At 61.3% G+C, this 17,909-nt stretch carries 16 protein-coding genes; 9 read left to right on the top strand and 7 right to left on the bottom strand.

Going from position 1 to position 17,909, the window contains the following annotated elements; all coding sequences use genetic code 11:
• Positions 1-69: 69 nt before the first annotated feature.
• The 6 genes from RG540_RS27240 to RG540_RS32990 form a co-directional block, all read right to left on the bottom strand.
• Positions 70-825 carry an SDR family oxidoreductase gene (locus tag RG540_RS27240; protein ID WP_041365169.1) on the bottom strand — a complete coding sequence of 252 codons (756 nt, stop codon included), beginning with the start codon at positions 823-825 and terminating at the stop codon, positions 70-72.
• A gap of 375 nt (positions 826-1,200) precedes the next feature.
• Positions 1,201-1,548 carry a hypothetical protein gene (locus tag RG540_RS27235; protein WP_041365167.1) on the bottom strand — a complete coding sequence of 116 codons (348 nt, stop codon included), beginning with the start codon at positions 1,546-1,548 and terminating at the stop codon, positions 1,201-1,203.
• A 181-nt stretch (positions 1,549-1,729) separates the two neighbouring features.
• Positions 1,730-2,611, bottom strand: a complete 882-nt coding sequence (locus RG540_RS27230; protein ID WP_041365165.1) for an SMP-30/gluconolactonase/LRE family protein — start codon at positions 2,609-2,611, stop codon at positions 1,730-1,732.
• The gene (locus tag RG540_RS27225) at positions 2,608-3,438 is read right to left on the bottom strand and encodes an NAD-dependent epimerase/dehydratase family protein (RefSeq protein ID WP_041365163.1); all 831 of its coding nucleotides are present in this window, start codon (positions 3,436-3,438) and stop codon (positions 2,608-2,610) included. The genes RG540_RS27230 and RG540_RS27225 overlap by 4 nt, the downstream gene beginning before the upstream one ends.
• Positions 3,439-3,474: 36 nt before the next feature.
• Entirely contained in the window at positions 3,475-4,209 is a 735-nt protein-coding gene (locus tag RG540_RS27220; protein ID WP_041365161.1) for a FadR/GntR family transcriptional regulator, read from the bottom strand.
• Positions 4,209-4,370 (bottom strand): hypothetical protein, encoded by a 162-nt coding sequence (locus RG540_RS32990; protein WP_174479307.1) that lies wholly within the window; start codon positions 4,368-4,370, stop codon positions 4,209-4,211. The genes RG540_RS27220 and RG540_RS32990 overlap by 1 nt, the downstream gene beginning before the upstream one ends.
• Positions 4,371-4,564: 194 nt before the next feature.
• Between RG540_RS32990 and RG540_RS27215 the strand changes: the two genes are divergently transcribed.
• From RG540_RS27215 to RG540_RS27190, 6 genes are all read left to right on the top strand, one after another.
• Positions 4,565-6,514 (top strand): ABC transporter substrate-binding protein, encoded by a 1,950-nt coding sequence (locus tag RG540_RS27215; protein ID WP_041365159.1) that lies wholly within the window; start codon positions 4,565-4,567, stop codon positions 6,512-6,514.
• A 130-nt stretch (positions 6,515-6,644) separates the two neighbouring features.
• The gene (locus tag RG540_RS27210; RefSeq protein ID WP_041365158.1) at positions 6,645-7,631 is read left to right on the top strand and encodes an ABC transporter permease; all 987 of its coding nucleotides are present in this window, start codon (positions 6,645-6,647) and stop codon (positions 7,629-7,631) included.
• A gap of 10 nt (positions 7,632-7,641) precedes the next feature.
• Positions 7,642-8,763, top strand: coding sequence for an ABC transporter permease (locus tag RG540_RS27205; protein ID WP_041365156.1), 1,122 nt, complete (start codon positions 7,642-7,644; stop codon positions 8,761-8,763).
• Positions 8,764-8,770: 7 nt separating this feature from the next.
• Entirely contained in the window at positions 8,771-10,513 is a 1,743-nt protein-coding gene (locus RG540_RS27200) for an ABC transporter ATP-binding protein (protein ID WP_041365154.1), read from the top strand.
• On the top strand, positions 10,510-11,721 hold the full coding sequence (locus RG540_RS27195; protein WP_041365152.1) for a mandelate racemase/muconate lactonizing enzyme family protein: 1,212 nt from the start codon (positions 10,510-10,512) through the stop codon (positions 11,719-11,721). Before RG540_RS27200 ends, RG540_RS27195 begins: the two co-directional genes overlap by 4 nt.
• 127 nt (positions 11,722-11,848) lie before the next feature.
• Positions 11,849-12,070 carry a hypothetical protein gene (locus tag RG540_RS27190; RefSeq protein ID WP_041365150.1) on the top strand — a complete coding sequence of 74 codons (222 nt, stop codon included), beginning with the start codon at positions 11,849-11,851 and terminating at the stop codon, positions 12,068-12,070.
• A gap of 101 nt (positions 12,071-12,171) precedes the next feature.
• Here RG540_RS27190 and RG540_RS27185 read toward each other — a convergent pair whose 3' ends face one another.
• A complete protein-coding gene (locus RG540_RS27185; protein WP_155414829.1) occupies positions 12,172-13,518 on the bottom strand; it encodes a dicarboxylate/amino acid:cation symporter in 1,347 nt (448 codons plus the stop codon).
• Between the two features lie 209 nt (positions 13,519-13,727).
• Here RG540_RS27185 and RG540_RS27180 point away from each other — a divergent pair, with 209 nt between their 5' ends.
• From RG540_RS27180 to RG540_RS27170, 3 genes are all read left to right on the top strand, one after another.
• Positions 13,728-15,581, top strand: a complete 1,854-nt coding sequence (locus RG540_RS27180) for a sensor histidine kinase (protein WP_244446712.1) — start codon at positions 13,728-13,730, stop codon at positions 15,579-15,581.
• On the top strand, positions 15,578-16,939 hold the full coding sequence (locus RG540_RS27175) for a sigma-54-dependent transcriptional regulator (RefSeq protein ID WP_041365146.1): 1,362 nt from the start codon (positions 15,578-15,580) through the stop codon (positions 16,937-16,939). Before RG540_RS27180 ends, RG540_RS27175 begins: the two co-directional genes overlap by 4 nt.
• Positions 16,940-17,140: 201 nt before the next feature.
• Entirely contained in the window at positions 17,141-17,908 is a 768-nt protein-coding gene (locus tag RG540_RS27170) for an SDR family NAD(P)-dependent oxidoreductase (protein ID WP_041365144.1), read from the top strand.
• The last annotated feature ends 1 nt before the right edge of the window (position 17,909 follow it).

The raw sequence follows: 17,909 nt of genomic DNA, 5'->3' as shown, positions 1-17,909 counted from the left end.
CGCCATGTAGCTCACTTGCTCAGTTGGAGGTAAGTCGGCTGGCAGGCCAAGGGATCGTGCGGCCCCCTTTTAGGCGCGATTGATGGCGGCAAACATGTTGTCGTAAGTCCCGTCGCGTTCAGCCCAGCGGCGGGCCTGATCGCGTTCGAGGAGCAACTCGCCGCGCGGGTGGTTGCCATGCTCAAGCATCGCCATCACCTCCGAAATATAAGAGCCCAGAGGCATCGCGCGAGGGTCGGCAGCCTGTGCGGTGCCCGTCAACTCGGTCTGGACATAGGGCGGCGACAATTCGAGAACCTCGACAGGCAAGGTGCGAAGCTGGTGGCGCAGCGAGACCAGCCATGAATGCAGGAACGCCTTGCTCGCGCAATATGTGGCAAAGTCGGCGCGAGGCACGAAGGCGAGCGCGGAACTGGTTGCCATGATAGCTGCCTGACGTTGCTTCCTCAATGTCGGCAGGAAGGCGGCAATCACGCGCAGCACACCGAGGATATTCGTCTGCACAATCGCTTCGGCCTCGGCCACCTTCCAATCACCAGACGCAATATCCTCAGTTCGAGAAATCCCGGCGTTGGCTATCAGCACGTTCAAGTCGGGGAACCGCCCGCGGACGTCGCTCGCCAGGCGCGTCAGCGAGTGGGGATCGCCTAAGTCGAGGTGCATCCCGACAATGCCGGGGCGACCGGCCGCGATGCTTTCCAGCAGGTCCTGCCGCCGTCCGGTTACGATGACGCGGTTGCCTCGATCATGAAGAGCTTCGGCAAGCGCACGGCCAATCCCGCTCGTGCCGCCGGTGATCAGTATAGTGTTGTCGGTCATTCTCATTGTTGGAACCTTTCCAAAGTATTACGTTCAAGGAAAGGCAACGGCGTAGTCACCGAAACCCATACGAGCGCCCTTATCGAAGACCAGGTTTCCTTGGTCTTGGCGAAAGATCGGCCTTGGGTGACAATGTAAATCCATACCGCGCGCCTTCAAAGTCGAGTCCTCCCTGCTGGGACCTTCTCGACAAAGGACGCGTTGGATGACGGTAACGCCTACGACAGCGCGGGTTTCATCGCTGCGGCCAAACAACTAACCGAGCCAGCGCGCCCGGTCAACGCCGTTGCTCGAGCGGTGCTTACTTTTGAGAATATCAAAAAGCCCCGTAGCCGGTTAGGGTTACGGGGCTTGAGGCAACGAAATGTTGCGGGATCGGAATCAGCACGAGTTTGCCTGGTTCGTCGGGCTGTTCGGGTTGGAGGTCGACGCGTTGGTGCCGTTTGCCCCCGCAGTGGTCGGGCTCTTGCCGCAATTGGCGTTGGTGCTGCCCGCATTGCCCGCGCCTTGCGCGTTGGTGCTGCCCGTCGTTGCCGTATCGGGCGCTATCACGCCTCCGGCTCCAGTGCCAGTGGCCCCAGTGCCGGTGGCATCGGTCGATGTGCCGGTGCCTGAAGTGCCGGTCGAACCCGAACCCCCGGAACCGGTGCCGCCGCCAGTACCCTGTGCGAATGCGGAAGTAGCAAGACCAAGTGCAAGAGCGCTCACAGTGAGAAGTTTTACGATCATGAAATGTTTCCTCTCGGTTATCTCAACGGCCTCCTAACCGCGGGTAGCATCGAAAGTTCCCTCTGCGCTGAAACCATTTGAAACAGTCGAAACCCTGAGACGCAACTTGGCCGGAGGCGGCTTGCCCCATGGCGGGTCTTCATCAATGCGCACAAATCTGCTTCAACGGTCGGCCAAGGGTTCAAATCCTGAAACGGTGGACGGGTGTGCCGCGGATGCCGGCCTCGAAGGCGAAGAGCGTCCCGTGCTCGAACGTGCCGTTGTTGTCGGTGGAGAGGGTGGTGACGTAGATCGTCGCGAGATCCGGCCCGCCGAAGCAGGGCATGGTCGGTGATTTCGCCGGCATTTTGTAGATCTCGACGACCTCGCCCTCCGGCGACAGCCGGTTGACGCCACCAGACAGGATGCCCGCGATCCAGTAGAAACCATTCGCATCCATGGCGGCGCCATCCGGCCGGCCTTCTTCCGGGGCGAAGTCGTGCAGCCGGCGAGGGGGGCCGGTGACGCCCTTCTGCGGATCGAAATCGAAGACTTGGGCAAAAAGGCCGCTGCTGTCCGAGTGATACATGGTTCGGCCGTCCGGGCTCCAGGCAAGGCCATTGGAGGTCAGCAGCCCGCCATCGATGATCGTGGTGAAGGAGCCGTCGGGCATGACGCGATAAAGGCGGGCATTGCCGGTCTGCGGGATAGCCTCGTCACGGGTGCCGACCCAGAAGCAGCCGTCGGGGCCGACCTTGCCGTCATTGAGCCGGCTGTCGGGGCGCCCGCCGTCGGGATCGCAGAGCAGCTTCATCGTCCCGGTTTTCGGGTTCAGGAGATGAACGCCGTTTTCGAGCGCGACGGCGATATCGCCGCTTTCGCAGAGTGCCAGGCAGCCGATCTTGTGCGGCATGTCGTACCGGTCGACCTGTCCGTTGGCGCGCAGGCAGATCGCTGCCGGCGCCAGGATGTCGACCAGCCAGAGATCGCCGGTGCGGTCATCCCAGGTGGGCGATTCGCCGACTTTCAGCGGAAAGTCGATGACCCGTCGCACCTTCGGGGTGATGATGTCCGGTTTGCTCACGATTCAGCCCTCCTGGGAATGATCAGGCCATTTCTGTCGCGCTGCCTGACTTGCCCGTCGTGTTCGGTTTCGCAGAAGCTGCCCCCCTGAAAGAATGCGGCCACTGCACTTTCGGTTGCCTGCTCGATACGCAGGTGATCGTGACTATGGTCCTGCGGGCGATAACCGAGGCGCTCGGCAGTTTCGTCGCGCCACCAGCCGGAATCGTTCCGCGAAACGCCGTATACGACAGCGGCAGCGATTTCCGGTTGGGTAAGGCCGATCCAGACGAGTTGGTAAAGGTCGCGGGGACTGATCCAGATGGCAGCCGTGCGTTCGCTGTTTGGATAGGCGGCAGCGTTGCCGATGCGGATCGACAGCGTTGAGATGCCAGCCTTGTCGTAATAAAAACCCGCCACCATCTCGCCCCAGCATTTTGACAGGCCGTAACGCGTGTCGGGGCGGGGAACATCGAACGGTGTAATCGTTTCGGACCGCGGATAAAAGCCGGTTGCGTGATTGCTGGAGGCAAAAACAACGCGGTTCACGCCGGTTGCGCGTGCTGCATCGTAGAGATTGTAGGTACCGAGGATATTTGTCTGAAGCATGTCGTCGATGCCTGCCTCGTTCGGCAGACCGCCAAGATGGATGACGCCGTCCATCCCGTCGAGGGCGGCGCGCATCGCATCTGCATCCGCGAGATTGCCTTCGAAAAAACTTTCGTTCGATGCAAGCGCGTTCGCCGGCCTGACATCGATCAGCCTGATATGCTGCACGACAGGGCGCAGAAAATCCCTGAGCTGCGTGGCAATGCGGCCCGCCCCTCCGGTTATTGCGATCCGTTTCAAAATGCTTCTCCTTGCAGCGTTTCCCCGCGTCCACCATCAGGCGTCGATAGATTGAGCCTCGACGCCTTGGAACATGCGGGCGCGCGCATTCAGGATATGTGTTTTCATGGCGTTGTGCGCATCCGTTTCCCGGCGGGCCAGGACAGCTTCCACGATTGCCGCATGTTCGTCCTGCACATGGCGGACGTGTAGCGGCGTCCGCTTGAGGCTGAGGCTCCGCGTCACCGACATGCCGATCGAAAAATGCGGTTTGAACCACTCCCGGACGATCATGTGGAACTGATTGCCGGTCGCCATGGCGATGGCGTCATGCAGCCTTTGGTCCTCCTCGGCACCCAGTTCTCCGACCTCCAGGCAGTGCTCGAGTGCCGCAAGCGCCGCCATGATGCGGACCTTGTCGTTAACCTGCCAGTTGCGCGCCGCGAGTGCCGCAGCTTCCGCCTCGAGGCCTGCCCGGAATTCGAAAAACCGCTGGACGTCGGCCAGTGAACCGACCGGGACCTGGTTGAGGACTGAAGAGTCGGGCCGCTGCCGCACGTATGAACCGGAGCCTTTGCGCGAGACGATCAACTGGTCGGCACGAAGACGCTCCAGGGCCTCGCGCACGACCGGCCGTGACGCGCCGAACATCACGGAGAGATTGGGTTCCGACGGAAGCCTTTCATTGACTGGAAAACGGCCATCGGCGATCATTTCCACGATCCTCTCGTAGATGATGTCGCTGAAGCGAGGCTCCGCCTTGGCTGCCGCTATCACGCCGGCCTGGTTCATCAACGTCCCTTTTCACGTCCCCATTCGAGGAACTCGGGCTGCGCTTCTTCTTCCGAAGGATGGAGACCAGAAATCCTGCAGCCTGCCTTGAGCCATTCTTCGACGACGGCTTCCGCCGCTACGTCTTGGGGATTGGCCACGTCTTGAGGATAGTAAGTCATGCGTCTCCTCCCGTTCGGCATGCTTTTGGGAGGTAGGACTATTGAGCCTGTCAAAATCTGTCAATACTTGTAATCATCTGAAAACCGGTTATGGTCCCGTTTGCCGATGGGATGGAGGTCCATGGCGGTCTGTTAGCTGGGAAACCTGCCGGATCGTCAACCAGGTCGGCACGGTCTGAATTGGGAGGAGATCTATGCGCGACGATGAAATCATGTCTTCCGGCGTAACCCGCCGGACATTCCTGGCGGGTGTCAGCGGGGCAGTGGCCCTGTCCATGGCGGGCGGCAGCGCGAGCGCTGCCGGGGCCAAGGAAGCACCGCAACTGGCAGCTCTGGTAAAGGACGGAAAGCTTCCGCCGCTGGCCGAACGGCTGCCGCAAACCCCCATGGTGGTGAAGCCCTGGGAAAAAATCGGCACGTATGGCGGTACGTTGCGACGCGGCCTGCGCGGCTCGTCCGACCACAACGGCATCCTGCGCATGGTCGGCAACCAGGGCCTTGTCCGTTGGAATATGGACTTTACCGCAGTACTGCCGAACCTTGCCGAGAAGTGGGAAGTCAATGCCGACGCCTCGCAGTTCACCTTTCATCTGCTGAAGGGGGCGAAATGGTCCGACGGTCATCCGTTCACGGCCGACGATGTGGTGTTCGCGATCGAGGATGTGGTCAAGAACAAGGAGCTTTACAGCTCCACGCCGGCCCAGCTTGCCGTCGCCGGCAAGCCGGTGCTCGTCGAGAAAATTGACGACTACACCGTCAAGTTCACCTTCGCTGCTGCGAACGCGCTCTATCTGGAAAACCTGGCGACCCCGCTTGGCCAGCATCCGACGCTGTTTGCCAAGCACTACTGCAGCAAGTTCCTTCCGAAATATAACCCGAATCTCGATGCGGACGCGAAGGCGGCCGGAGCGGCAGGATGGACGGAGCTTTTCCGTTCCAAGTGCGGCGATATCGAAATCCCGTCTCGCTGGTCGAATGTCGAAAAGCCGACAATGGATCCCTGGGTCGTCAAGGAGCCCTATTCGGGCGGTGCAACCCGCGTCGTCATGACCCGCAATCCCTACTTCTGGCAGGTCGATACGGAAGGCAACCAGCTTCCTTATATCGACGAGTTGAATTTCGGCATCTCTCAGGACGTCGAATCCCTGATGCTGAACGTCATCTCCGGCAAGATCGACATTCAGGAGCGCCACATCAGCGTGCTCGCCAACAAGCCGACCCTGTCGCAGAACATGAAGAAGGGCGATTATCGCCTGATGACGCTGGTGCCGTCCGCGGCACAGCAATGCTCGCTCTATCTGAACATGACCCACAAAGACCCGGTGTTGCGCAAGATCTTCGCCGACAAGTCCTTCCGTCAGGCTCTGTCGACGGGCATCAATCGCCAGGAAATCATCGACATCGTCTATTTCGGCCAGAGCGAAGGTTACCAGACCGGTCCGCGGCCCGGTCATCCCTGGTACCATGAGAAGCTTGCGCGGCAGTTCACCGAATACGCCCCGGACAAGGCCAATGCCCTCCTGGACAAGGCGGGCCTGGACAAGAAGAACGGCAACGGGATTCGGCTGCGGCCGGATGGCCAACCGATCTTCTTTGCGGTGGACGTCATCCCGACGCTTTATCCGGACCTCGTGGACACGCTGGAACTGGTGAAGGCGCATTGGGCCAAGATCGGCATCGACATGAAGGTCAATACGATCGAGCGCGCGCTGTATTACACCCGCGGCGACGACAATGCGCACGACGCGCAGGTCTGGCCGGGCCCGGGCGGTCTCGATCCGATGCTCGATCCGCGCGACTACTTCGCGTTCCACCCACAGGGTTCGCGCTACGCGATCCCGTGGACGCTCTGGTACACGTCGAACGGCCAGAAGGGTGAGGAACCACCGGAGAGCCAGAAGAAGCGTATGAAGCTCTTCGACGCCGCCCGCTCGACGGCCGATCTCGCCAAGCGCGGGGAAGTCATGAAGCAGATCTTCGATCTGGCTGCCGAGGACTTCGAAGTGATGGGGATCTGCCTTGCCGTCGGTGGCTTCGGCATCATCCGCAACAATCTGCGCAACGTGCCTGAGAAGGAGCCGGACAGCTGGTCCTGGCCGAATCCGGGTCCCGCTCTGCCACAGCAGTTCACCTTCACGAGCTGATCTGGATTTATCTCGCCGGTGCCGCCGTCTGATCGGCGGCGGCACTCCTCCAGCCCCGTTGCATGGACGTTGAAGCGACAGCCTTTGGCCTCGCGTCGGCATGCCGTGCAATCCGTATTGCGAGCGTTCGATGCTGAAATTCATCGTCAAGCGACTTTTCTGGATGATCCCATCGCTGTTTGCGGTGAGTTTCCTGGCCTTCGTCCTGATCCAGCTCCCGCCCGGCGACTTCGTCACCACCTACATTGCCACTCTCGCGTCTTCAAACGAGGTGGTCGACCAGAATACCGCCGCACAGCTGCGCGAGCGGTTCGGCCTCGACCAGCCGATGTTGATACAATATTTGAAATGGATCTGGGGCATCCTCACCCGCGGTGATTTCGGCATCTCGTTCGAATGGCAACAGCCTGTCTCCGGTCTGATCTGGGAGCGCATGGCGCTCACTCTTGTGCTGGCCCTCGTAAGCCTGATCGCCACCTGGGCGCTGGCGCTGCCGATCGGCGTCTATTCCGCGGTGAAGAAATACTCGATCGGCGACTATGCCTTCACGGCCTTCACCTTCTTCGGCCTGTCTATCCCGTCCTTCCTGCTGGCGCTGGTGCTGATGTATGTCGCAGCTGTCGAATTCGGCGCGGACGTCGGCGGGCTTTTCTCTCCGGAATACGAGATGGCTTCCTGGAGCCTTGGTAAGATGTACGACCTGCTGACGCATCTGTGGCTGCCGGTTGCGATCCTGGCGATCTCGTCTACCGCAAGCCTGATCCGCGTCATGCGCGCCAATATGCTGGACGAGTTGCCGAAGCCTTATGTGACGACGGCGCGTGCCAAGGGTCTTTCCGAGTTCCGGCTGCTGATCAAATATCCGCTGCGGATCGCACTCAACCCGTTCATCTCGACGATTGCCTGGCTGCTGCCGAACCTGATTTCCGGTTCCGTCGTTGTTGCGATCGTCCTCAACCTGCCGACCGCCGCCCCGCTGCTCCTCCAGTCGCTAATGGCACAGGACATGTATCTGGCCGGCGCCTTCGTGCTTTTGATCTGCGCGCTCACCCTGATCGGTTCGCTGGTCAGCGACATCCTGCTTGCGCTGGTCGATCCGCGCATTCGGCTCGAATAGGAGAACACCCATGGTCGATGTCTCCATCACCAATGTCAGGCCGGACCGCGCCGCCGTTGCCTCGCAATGGCAGCTCATCTGGTGGGCTTTCAAGCGGCATAAGCTCGCCATGGCGGCACTCGTCGTCACGCTTGCCATGTATATCGTTGCGCTCGTACCGGGCTTCTTCGCGATCAACGACCCGTTCATGCAGAATGCCCGCTCGACGTTTCACCCGCCGCAGAGCCTTCACCTGTTCGATACCACCAACGGCTTCCAGATCGGACCGCATTATTATGGGATGAAGCTGACGCGGGACCCGAACACGCTCGCCGCCGTCTTCGCGGAAGATACGACGGTGAAGGTGCCGATCGCCTTTTTCGGTCGAGGCTACACCTATTCGGTACTCGGTCTTTTCGAGACCGACATTCACCTGATCGCCACCACCGACAAGACCAAGCCGCTTTATCTGTTCGGCGCCGATCGCCTCGGCCGTGACGTCTATAGCCGCACGGTGCAGGGTGCCCAGATATCGCTGTCGATCGGTCTGGTCGGGGTCTTCCTGTCGCTGCTGCTCGGCATCGTCCTCGGCGGCATCTCCGGTTATTATGGCGGCCGGATCGATTTCGTCATGCAGCGCGTCATCGATTTCGTGCTGTCGCTACCGACGATTCCGATCTGGCTGGCGCTGGCGGCCGCATTGCCGCAGGGCTGGCCGGCAACGCTCCAATACATGATGATCACCATCATCCTGTCGTTCACCGGTTGGGCGCAGCTTGCCCGCGTCGTGCGCGGTCGCTTTCTGTCGCTTCGCACCGAGGAATTCGTCGCCGCGGCACGCCTTGACGGCGTCTCGGAAGGTCGCATCATCTTCCGCCACATGCTGCCAAGCTTCTCGAGCCACATCATCGCCTCGATGACTTTGGCGGTGCCTGCGATGATCCTCGCGGAGACCTCGCTGTCGTTCCTCGGTCTTGGCCTGCAGCCGCCGACGATCTCCTGGGGCGTGCTGCTGCGTGAAGCGCAGAACATCCGCTCCATCGCCACCGCTCCATGGCTCTTCATGCCGGGGCTTGCGGTCGTCGTCGCCGTCATGGCGCTCAACCTCTTCGGCGACGGCCTGCGTGATGCGGCCGATCCCTATAACAAGTGAGGCGCCGATGACCGATGTCCTTTCCATCGTCCCCCGCCCCTCGATTGCAGCGGGCAAGCCGTTGCTCGAAGTCAAGAACCTGGTGACCGAGTTTGCGCTCCGCACCGGCGTCTTCAGGGCCGTGGACGATCTTTCCTTCTCGATCGAGCCCGGCAAAACGCTCTGCGTCGTCGGTGAGAGCGGATCGGGGAAATCCGTGACCGCTCGCTCGATCCTGCAGATCATAGACTCGCCCGGCGAGATTGCCTCCGGATCGATTTTACTGCATCGCCCGGACGGCACGTCGCTTGACCTCGCCAAGCTCAACCCGCGCAGCCGGGCGATCCGCTCGGTGCGCGGCCGCGACATCGCGATGATCTTCCAGGAGCCGATGTCGTCGCTCTCGCCGGTGCACACGGTCGGCGACCAGATCACCGAAGTGCTGCGGCTGCACCTCAACATGAGCAAGGCGCAGGCAAGGACGGAGGCAATCTCGCTGCTGCGGCAGGTGGAGATTCCCGATCCGGAAAAGGCGCTCGACCGCTACGCCTTCCAGTATTCCGGCGGCATGCGTCAGCGCGCCATGATCGCCATGGCGCTTGCTTGCAAACCGCAGCTGCTAATTGCCGACGAGCCGACCACGGCGCTCGACGTGACGACCCAGGCCGAAATCCTCGACCTGATCAAACGGCTGCAGCAGTCGACTGGCATGGCCGTGCTGTTCATCACCCACGACATGGGCGTCGTCGCCCAGATCGCCGACGACGTGCTGGTCATGCATCATGGCGTCGCCAAGGAATACGGACCGGTCGAGCAGATCTTCCATGCGCCGCAAGATCCTTACACGCGCATGCTGATCGGCTCGGTGCTGAAGCTGGAGCAGAAGGCCGAAATCAGGCTTGCTCGCCCGCCGCTCGATACGACAGCCGAGCCGATCCTCACCATCCGCAATCTTTCCATGCATTTCGGCGACATGAAGGCGCTGAACGACGTCTCGATCGCGCTGCTTCCCGGCGAGACGCTCGGTATCGTGGGAGAGAGCGGCTCCGGCAAGACGACGATGGGCCGCTCGATCATGCGTCTCTACGACCCGACGGGTGGCGAGATGCTTTATCGCCGCGCCGACGGCAAGGTCGTCGATCTTGCCAAACTCGAAGGTGCCGAGCTGAAGGCCGCGCGGCGCGAACTCCGCATGGTTTTCCAGGACCCGTTCGGGTCGCTCAATCCGCGCATGACCGTCGCACAGGTGATCGGCGAACCCCTGCTGGTCAACGGCATCGCCCGTGGCAAGGAACTCGACGAGCGGGTCTGCCACCTGATGGATCAGGTCGGCCTCGATCCGGCCGGACGCGAGCGTTACCCGCATGCGTTTTCGGGCGGCCAGCGCCAGCGCATCGGCATCGCCCGGGCGATCACGCTGAACCCGCGCATCATCGTCGCCGACGAGGCGACCTCGGCGCTCGACGTTTCCGTGCGCTTCCAGGTGCTCGATCTTCTGATGCGGCTGCAGGACGATCTTGGTCTCGCCTATATCTTCATCAGCCACGACATTGGGGTCATTCGCTACATGTGCGACCGGGTAGGCGTCATGTATCGCGGCAAGCTTGTCGAAGTGGGTGAGGCCGACAAGGTCTGCAATGCGCCGGACCACCCGTATACCCAAGCGCTTATCTCGGCCATTCCGCGGCCGGATCCGCGCGATCGCGATCGCTCCAGGCGGTTCCGCTATACCGAACCCAGCCAGGTCAAGAATGGGAGCACGGCAGGATGAAGATCACCGGCATTCGCACTTTCCTCATGCAGGTCGGCTCACCCGACCTTGAGACACGGCAGACGGTGCCGGTGCCAAAGTCGGCTCAGCCTTTCGGCGGAACCCGCAACTGGCTTTTCCTGAAAATCGATACCGACGAGGGCATTACCGGCATCGGCGAATGCTCCGGCTGGCCGCGTGTCGTCGAAACCGCGATCAAGGATCTCGCCCCGCTTCTGATCGGGGAGGATCCGGCTCATATCGAAAAGCTGTGGCAAAAGATGGCGATCGCCATGATGGGCCACGGCATGCTCGGCACGGTCGGTGGCGGCGCTGTGACCGGCATCGACATGGCGCTGTGGGACATCAAGGGCAAGGTGCTGGGCGTGCCGGTATGGAACCTGCTCGGAGGCAAGTTGCGCGACCGAATTCCGATCTATTCGCATGCCAACACGGTCGAAAAGGCGCTTTCCCTCAAGAACCGCGGCATCAAGGCGCTCAAATGCGGCGGCGTTTCCGATCCAGTTCGCAAGGTCGCCATGCTGCGCGATGCCGTCGGCGACGAGATGGACATCGCGATCGATCTGCACGGCCCGCCGTGGATGACGCCGGCCGATGCCTGCCGTCTGGTGCGCAAGCTCGAACCCTACGAACTGCTTTGGGTTGAAGACCCGATCGCACCGGACAATGTCGAAGGGTACCGGCGTATCCGCGACGCGGCCCATATCCCGCTCGCAGCCGGCGAACGCACCGCGACCATCTTCGGCGAACGGCAGCTGATCGAGGAGGAACTGGTCGACGTGATCCAGCCGGATACCGGACGCGCCGGCGGGATTACCCAGATGAAGAAGATCGCCGCGATGGCGGAAGCGCATCACATCCAGGTGGCGCCGCATTCTGGCTCGCTCGGTCCGGTCGCGGAATATGCGGCACTTCATCTGCTCGCCTCGATCCCGAACGCACTCATCCTCGAACGGATCGACGACGACTGGGAGGGCCGTAAGCACACGATCGTGCCGCACCCTGTCCAGGAAGGCGGGTCGCTTGCGGTCCCCAATGGGCCGGGTCTCGGCTGCGATATCGATGAGGAATTCGTCGCCCGCTTCCCGAGCGACGGCAACGTCTCGATCCCGGTGCAGGAAAGCGGCGGCGCCTACGCGCCGGGGACTTACGGCGAACGCCTCTACGTGCAGACGCGCCTGTCGCGCCGGCATTATTTCAACGCCTGAGGGTGGCCCAGCCATGAAGAATTGATCGGGACATCGTTCGCGGCGGTGATAAATATTGTGCGAATAGACGCTGTCCATCATTGCCGAGGCGATATAGGAAGGCGGCTCCAGCAACAGGCAGACCGCAATGGATGACTCGATCAACATAAACAATCGCGGCGACTTCGGGCTGTGGGCTATCGAAGTGGCCAAGCAGATCGTCGCCGAAGAGGGTTTTGAACTGGCCAAAGCCTCACGAGACGGCACCGAGGACGACGTCCGAATAGCCGGCAATGCGCTGGGACAGGCGATCACCAATGCACTCATCGAAGTGTATGACGGCCTGCTCGACGGCGTGCCTGAAGAATAGAGCCGCGCTGATTCCGAGACAAGAGCACGTCTGTTCTGCGGAAACGGCAAAGGCCGCCGGCTGGCCGGCGGCCTTTGTTCGGCTGCGATAGAAGCAGACGATTATTCGGCAGGCTGGGCTGAGGGTATCAGCACAGCGTTTTCGGCGTCGACATTGCCTGCCATGGCGGCCGCGAACTGTGTCGGGTCCAGCTCGTTTTCCCAGCGGGCGACGACGACGGTCGCGACCGCATTGCCGACCAGGTTGGTGAGCGCCCGGCATTCCGACATGAAGCGGTCGATGCCGAGGATCAGCGCCATGCCGGCGACCGGCACGGATGGAACCACCGAAAGGGTCGCCGCCAGGGTGATGAAGCCGGCTCCGGTAATGCCTGCGGCTCCCTTCGAGCTCAACATCGCGACGAGCAGCAGCAGGATCTGGTCGCCAAGCGCGATCGGCGTGTCGGTCGCCTGGGCGATGAAGAGCGCGGCAAGCGTCATGTAGATGTTGGTACCGTCGAGATTGAAGGAATAGCCGGTCGGAATGACAAGACCGACCACCGAGCGCTTGCAGCCGGCGCGTTCCATCTTTGCCATCAGCCCGGGCAATGCCGCTTCCGACGAGGAAGTGCCGAGCACAAGAAGCAGTTCTTCCTTGATGTAGCGGATGAGCGAGATGATCGAAAAGCCGTTGTAGCGTGCGACGGCACCGAGGACGATCAGAACGAAGAGGAGCGAGGTGAGATAGAAAGTGCCGATCAGCATGGCAAGGTTGGCAATCGAACCGATGCCGTATTTGCCGATGGTAAAGGCCATGGCGCCGAAGGCGCCGATCGGGGCAGCCTTCATCAGGATGGTCACGAGACGGAAGATCGGTGCGGTCAACGCCTGCAGGAAGTCAACAACTGGACGACCGCGTTCGCCGACCATGCCAAGCGCGATGCCGAAGAGAACCGAAAAGAACAGCACCTGCAGGATATCGCCCTGTGCAAAGGCACCGACGATCGTATCCGGAATGATGTTCATCAAAAAGCCGGTGATCGTGGCGTCATGCGCCTTCGCCGTATAGGTCGCGATCGCCTTGGCGTCGAGCGTGGCCGGATCTATGTGCATGCCGGCACCCGGCTGAACGATATTCGAGACGAGCAGGCCAACGGCAAGCGCGAGCGTCGAAAACACCAGAAAGTAGATCATCGCCTTGCCGGCGACACGCCCGACCTTTTGCAGATCGGCCATGCCGGCGATACCGGTTGCGACGGTCAGGAAAATCACCGGCGCGATGATCATCTTCACCAGCTTGATGAAGGCATCGCCGAGCGGCTTCAGGGATGCGCCGGTATCCGGATAGAAATGACCGAGCAGGATGCCGGCGGCGATCGCCACGAGAACCTGAAAATAAAGGTGGCGGTAGAAAGGAAGCTTGCCGTGCGTTGGCGCATCGGAAATTGTTGCGTTCATCATATCCTCCATGGCGCCCCAACCAAATCGGCCTCCCGGGGCGCGGCGTTACTGTTGCTGCAGGCTTGCTGGAGCAACATGCATGCCAAAGAGGCGTATATTGCCAACTATTTGATTTATCTCGTTTAAATTTTGGCATGGAAGGTCCGCTTCATGACGGGCCGTGCGGATTTCCGCATCAGCCTTTGCATTTCATGCGGATTTATGCACACAATTCACCGATGCTTGAGCAGCGTCATCGAGAGAAATCGGTCAAGGTTCCCGCGTTCGCGCGGACGACCTGGCCCGTCTTTGGCCTGACAGCCACCGCAATCCTGATATCCGCTCTTTATGCGGCCGGTCATTACGGCCGCAGTTCCGCAGTCGCAGCGCTCATCGCCCAGGGCCACGCCGATGCCAATCTGAAGGTTGCGCTGTTGCGTGCGGTGCTCGAAAGACCGCGCGCGCTTCCCCTGCTTCTGGCCGAGGATCAACAGGTGGTCGGCGCGCTCGCATCGAGAGACGCAGAAGCGGTCGATGCCCTGGACCGAAAACTGGAAGGGCTCGTGGCCGGCACTCATGCCTCCGTTCTCTACGTCACCGGCAGGGACGGCATCGCGGTCGCGTCCAGCAACTGGCGCGAACCCTTGAGCTTCGTCGGCAACGACTATTCGTTCCGCGAATATTTTCAACGGGCAATGGAGAACGGAACGGCAGAGCACTTCGCCTTGGGCAGCGTCAGCAAGCGCCCGGGACTCTATATCTCGCGGCGCGCCGAAAACCAGGCCGGCGCCCTCGGTGTCGTTGTGGTGAAGATGGAATTCGACCAGCTTGAAAGCGATTGGCGGGATGCGAACCGTCCCGTCTATGTCACCGACGCCAATGGTGTCGTTTTGATCACCAGCGTTCCCTCCTGGCGCTTCACGACGGCTGCGCCATTGCCGGCAGAGCGGCTCGGCGCCATCCGCCAGAGCCTGCAATTCGGCGACGCCCCTTTGACGCCTCTGCCGATCGTGCGGCAGCAACCTCTCTCCGACGACGCATCGATCGTTTCGGCGGTTTTGCCGGGAACAAGCGAGGGCGAATATCTTCGCCTTCTGACGCCGGTCCCCTCGACATCCTGGCGCCTTGAATATCTGGTGCCGACCGAGCCGTCCGTGGCAGCCGCGGTACGCGAGGCGCGGCTGCTTGCACTTGCCGTGCTTGTTCCGATCCTGGCGCTGATCGCATTCCTTCTGAGGCGGCGGCAGATGATCACCATTCGCATCGCTGCGGAGAAAACCCTGCGCGAAGAGCTCGAACGTCGTGTCACGGAACGAACCGTCGATCTGAGCCGCGCCAGGGACCTCCTCCAGGAAGAGATCGCCGATCACCGCAGTACCGAGTCAAAACTCCAGGTGGTGCAGCAGGAGCTCGTGCAGGCAAACCGCCTTGCGATCCTTGGCCAGGTTGCGGCCGGGGTCGCCCATGAAATCAACCAGCCGGTCGCAACAATCCGCGCCTATGCGGACAATGCCCGTATCTTCCTGCAACGGGGCCGGAAAGCCTCGGCGGAGGAAAATCTCGGCGAGATCGCAGCGCTGACGGAGCGCATCGGCATGATCACCGAGGAACTCAAGGCCTTCGGACGCAAGGGACGAACGCCGCCCGAAGCCGTCGATCTGCGGGGTGCTATCGAAGGCGCGGTCGTTCTTTTGCGAAGCCGCTTCGCCGGGCGGCTGGACATACTCGCGATCGATCTGCCGCCGTCCGGCCTTGCCGTCACCGGCAATCGCGTCCGGCTCGAACAGGTACTGATCAATCTGTTCCAGAATGCCTTGGAAGCGCTGGAAGGCCGGATCGATGCAAGCGTCAATGTCTCCGTGGAGACGCTGTCGGACGAGATTGTGATCCGCGTCTCGGACAATGGCCCCGGCATTGATCCCTCGATCAGAAGCTCGCTCTTTTCGCCGTTCAACACGTCCAAGGAAAAGGGTCTTGGTCTTGGTCTGGTTATTTCGAAGGATATCGTCGCCGATTACGGCGGTCGCATCGAGGTCGAAAGCGGCGAAACCGGCACGACTTTCATTGTCTATCTGCGCAAGGCGGCATCATGAGCAATCCAACCCCTGTCATTCTGGTTGACGACGACGCCGATCTTCTCAAGGCTACCGCCCAGACGATCGAGCTTGCGGGTTTTGCAGTCTCTCGATTTTCCAAGGCTTCCGACGCGCTGGTTCGGATCGACGATAGTTTCGCGGGCGTCATCGTTTCCGACATCCGCATGCCCGAGATCGACGGGCTGCAGCTCTTCGACCGCGTCCGCAAGCTCGATCCGGACCTTCCTGTTATCCTGATGACCGGCCATGGTGACATACCGATGGCCGTCAAGGCGATGCAGGATGGGGCCTACGATTTCATCACCAAACCTTTCCCGGCGGACCGTCTGGTGCAGGCCATTCGCCGGGCTGCCGAAAAACGGCGGCTGATCCTGGAGAACAGGACGCTCCGCGATGTGGCCGAACAGGCACGCGACGACCTGCCGCTCATCGGCCAGACCGTCGCCATGGAGCGACTGCGCAGAACGCTTCGCCAGATTGCCGATACCGACGTCGACGTTCTGGTGACCGGAGAGACGGGCAGCGGCAAGGAGGTCGTTGCCAATCTGATCCATCGATGGAGCCGGCGCTCGAAGGGCAGTTTTGTCGCGCTCAATTGCGGCGCGCTTCCCGAAACCATCATCGAAAGCGAATTGTTCGGCCACGAGCCCGGCGCTTTTACCGGCGCGCAGAAAAAGCGGGTCGGTAGGATCGAATATTCGAGCGGCGGCACGCTTTTCCTCGATGAGATCGAAAGCATGCCGCCCGCGACGCAGATCCACATGCTGCGCGTCCTGGAAGCGCGTGAAGTGGCACCTCTCGGCACCAATGAGACTCGGCCGATTGATCTGAGGGTCGTGGCCGCCGCCAAGGTCGATCTCGGCGATCCCTCGCAACGCGGCGCATTTAGGGAAGACCTCTATTACCGGCTCAACGTCGTCACCATCTCCATCCCGCCGCTGCGTGAACGGCGCGACGACATCCTCCTCCTGTTCGGATTCTTTTGCGAACGAGCCGCCAAGCGGTTCAACCGTCAAACACCCGCTCTGTCATCCTTTACCCGCCAACACCTCGAAACCCACCATTGGCCCGGCAATGTTCGCGAACTGTCCCACTTTGCGGAGCGTTTCGTCCTCGGGCTTGCAGGCGAAGACGACAGGGCAACGGCCTCACCAGAGGCGGCCACCTTGACGTTACCCCGGCGCCTCAACCAGCATGAAGCGGAAATCCTTCGGGAGACGCTGGCCAGCAACGGAGGCGATGTCCGCCGTACGATCGAGGCGCTCGGAATTCCGAGAAAGACCTTCTACGACAAGCTCCAACGGCACGGGATAGAGCGCGCCTCCTTCGACCAGGGTATCAAGCCGACCAGATAGGACCCAGGGGCGCAGGCAGGCTCTATCGGTACGCGCGGTGCGCACGGGGGCCACGTCAGCGATAGACCGCGGCGTAAAAATAGGCCAATTTGCTGCCATCGAGCAGAAGCATGGCCATCCTTCATCAGCCGGAGAACAAGAGGCGCGAAAGAGCCCTATCCAGCTACTGATCGGCGGTTATCAATAATGGTTGGAGGATGAATGGCTGGTCGTCTGGACGGTAAGGTCGCGCTCATCAGTGGCGGCGCGGGCGGATGCGGACTTGCCGCGACCGAGCTTTTTGCCCGGGAAGGTGCTGCGGTCGGGATCGTGGATCTCCCGCATAGCCAGGGGGCGGCTGTCGCCGCTCGCCTGCGTGAAGAGGGTATGAAGGTTGCCTTTGCACCCGCCGACGTTTCCGACGAACTGCAGGTGAAACAGGCGGTAGACGCGATTTCCGGCGAACTCGGACCGATCACGGTGCTGTTCAATCATGCCGGAACGATCATCATCCGGCCGTTCCTCGAAACCTCGGTAGAGGACTGGGATCGGCTGATGGCCATCAATGTCCGCAGCATGTTCCTGATGACCCGTGCGGTCCTGCCGCACATGATCAAGGCGGGTGGCGGGTCCATCGTCTGCACGTCGTCGATCTCGGCGGTCGCCGCGACACCGATGGAAGTTCTCTATGATACGACCAAGGGCGCCTGCCACATGTTTGCCCGGGCGATCGCGGTCGAGTTTCGCGACCGCAACATCCGCTGCAACGCCGTGTGCCCGGGCTTCATCAAGACGCCGCATGGTCAGAAAGAGGTCGAGGAACTGACCCGTTACGGGGTGGACGTCTCGGATGCAGCGATCGCGGCCCAGCAAGGCAGGATGTGTCGGCCGGACGAGGTGGCCAAGGCGGCTCTCTACCTTGCAAGCGACGATGCCAGCTTCGTCAGCGGCACCCATCTGTTTGTCGATAATTGTTTTACAGCGATGTGAG

The sequence above is a fragment of the Neorhizobium galegae bv. orientalis str. HAMBI 540 genome, assembly GCF_000731315.1.
Taxonomy (GTDB): domain Bacteria; phylum Pseudomonadota; class Alphaproteobacteria; order Rhizobiales; family Rhizobiaceae; genus Neorhizobium; species Neorhizobium galegae.
This window is presented reverse-complemented; position numbering and strand designations above follow the sequence as displayed.

Bases quoted from the DNA above. Each gene is read 5' to 3' on its own strand.
- RG540_RS27200 (WP_041365154.1), top strand. From the start codon at position 8,771: ATGACCGATGTCCTTTCCATCGTCCCCCGCCCCTCGATTGCAGCGGGC.
- RG540_RS27180 (WP_244446712.1), top strand. From the start codon at position 13,728: ATGCTTGAGCAGCGTCATCGAGAGAAATCGGTCAAGGTTCCCGCGTTC.
- RG540_RS27220 (WP_041365161.1), bottom strand. From the start codon at position 4,209: ATGAACCAGGCCGGCGTGATAGCGGCAGCCAAGGCGGAGCCTCGCTTC.
- RG540_RS27190 (WP_041365150.1), top strand. From the start codon at position 11,849: ATGGATGACTCGATCAACATAAACAATCGCGGCGACTTCGGGCTGTGG.
- RG540_RS27175 (WP_041365146.1), top strand. From the start codon at position 15,578: ATGAGCAATCCAACCCCTGTCATTCTGGTTGACGACGACGCCGATCTT.
- RG540_RS27215 (WP_041365159.1), top strand. From the start codon at position 4,565: ATGCGCGACGATGAAATCATGTCTTCCGGCGTAACCCGCCGGACATTC.
- RG540_RS27240 (WP_041365169.1), bottom strand. From the start codon at position 825: ATGAGAATGACCGACAACACTATACTGATCACCGGCGGCACGAGCGGG.
- RG540_RS27205 (WP_041365156.1), top strand. From the start codon at position 7,642: ATGGTCGATGTCTCCATCACCAATGTCAGGCCGGACCGCGCCGCCGTT.
- RG540_RS27185 (WP_155414829.1), bottom strand. From the start codon at position 13,518: ATGGAGGATATGATGAACGCAACAATTTCCGATGCGCCAACGCACGGC.
- RG540_RS27195 (WP_041365152.1), top strand. From the start codon at position 10,510: ATGAAGATCACCGGCATTCGCACTTTCCTCATGCAGGTCGGCTCACCC.
- RG540_RS27235 (WP_041365167.1), bottom strand. From the start codon at position 1,548: ATGATCGTAAAACTTCTCACTGTGAGCGCTCTTGCACTTGGTCTTGCT.
- RG540_RS27210 (WP_041365158.1), top strand. From the start codon at position 6,645: ATGCTGAAATTCATCGTCAAGCGACTTTTCTGGATGATCCCATCGCTG.
- RG540_RS27170 (WP_041365144.1), top strand. From the start codon at position 17,141: ATGGCTGGTCGTCTGGACGGTAAGGTCGCGCTCATCAGTGGCGGCGCG.
- RG540_RS32990 (WP_174479307.1), bottom strand. From the start codon at position 4,370: ATGACTTACTATCCTCAAGACGTGGCCAATCCCCAAGACGTAGCGGCG.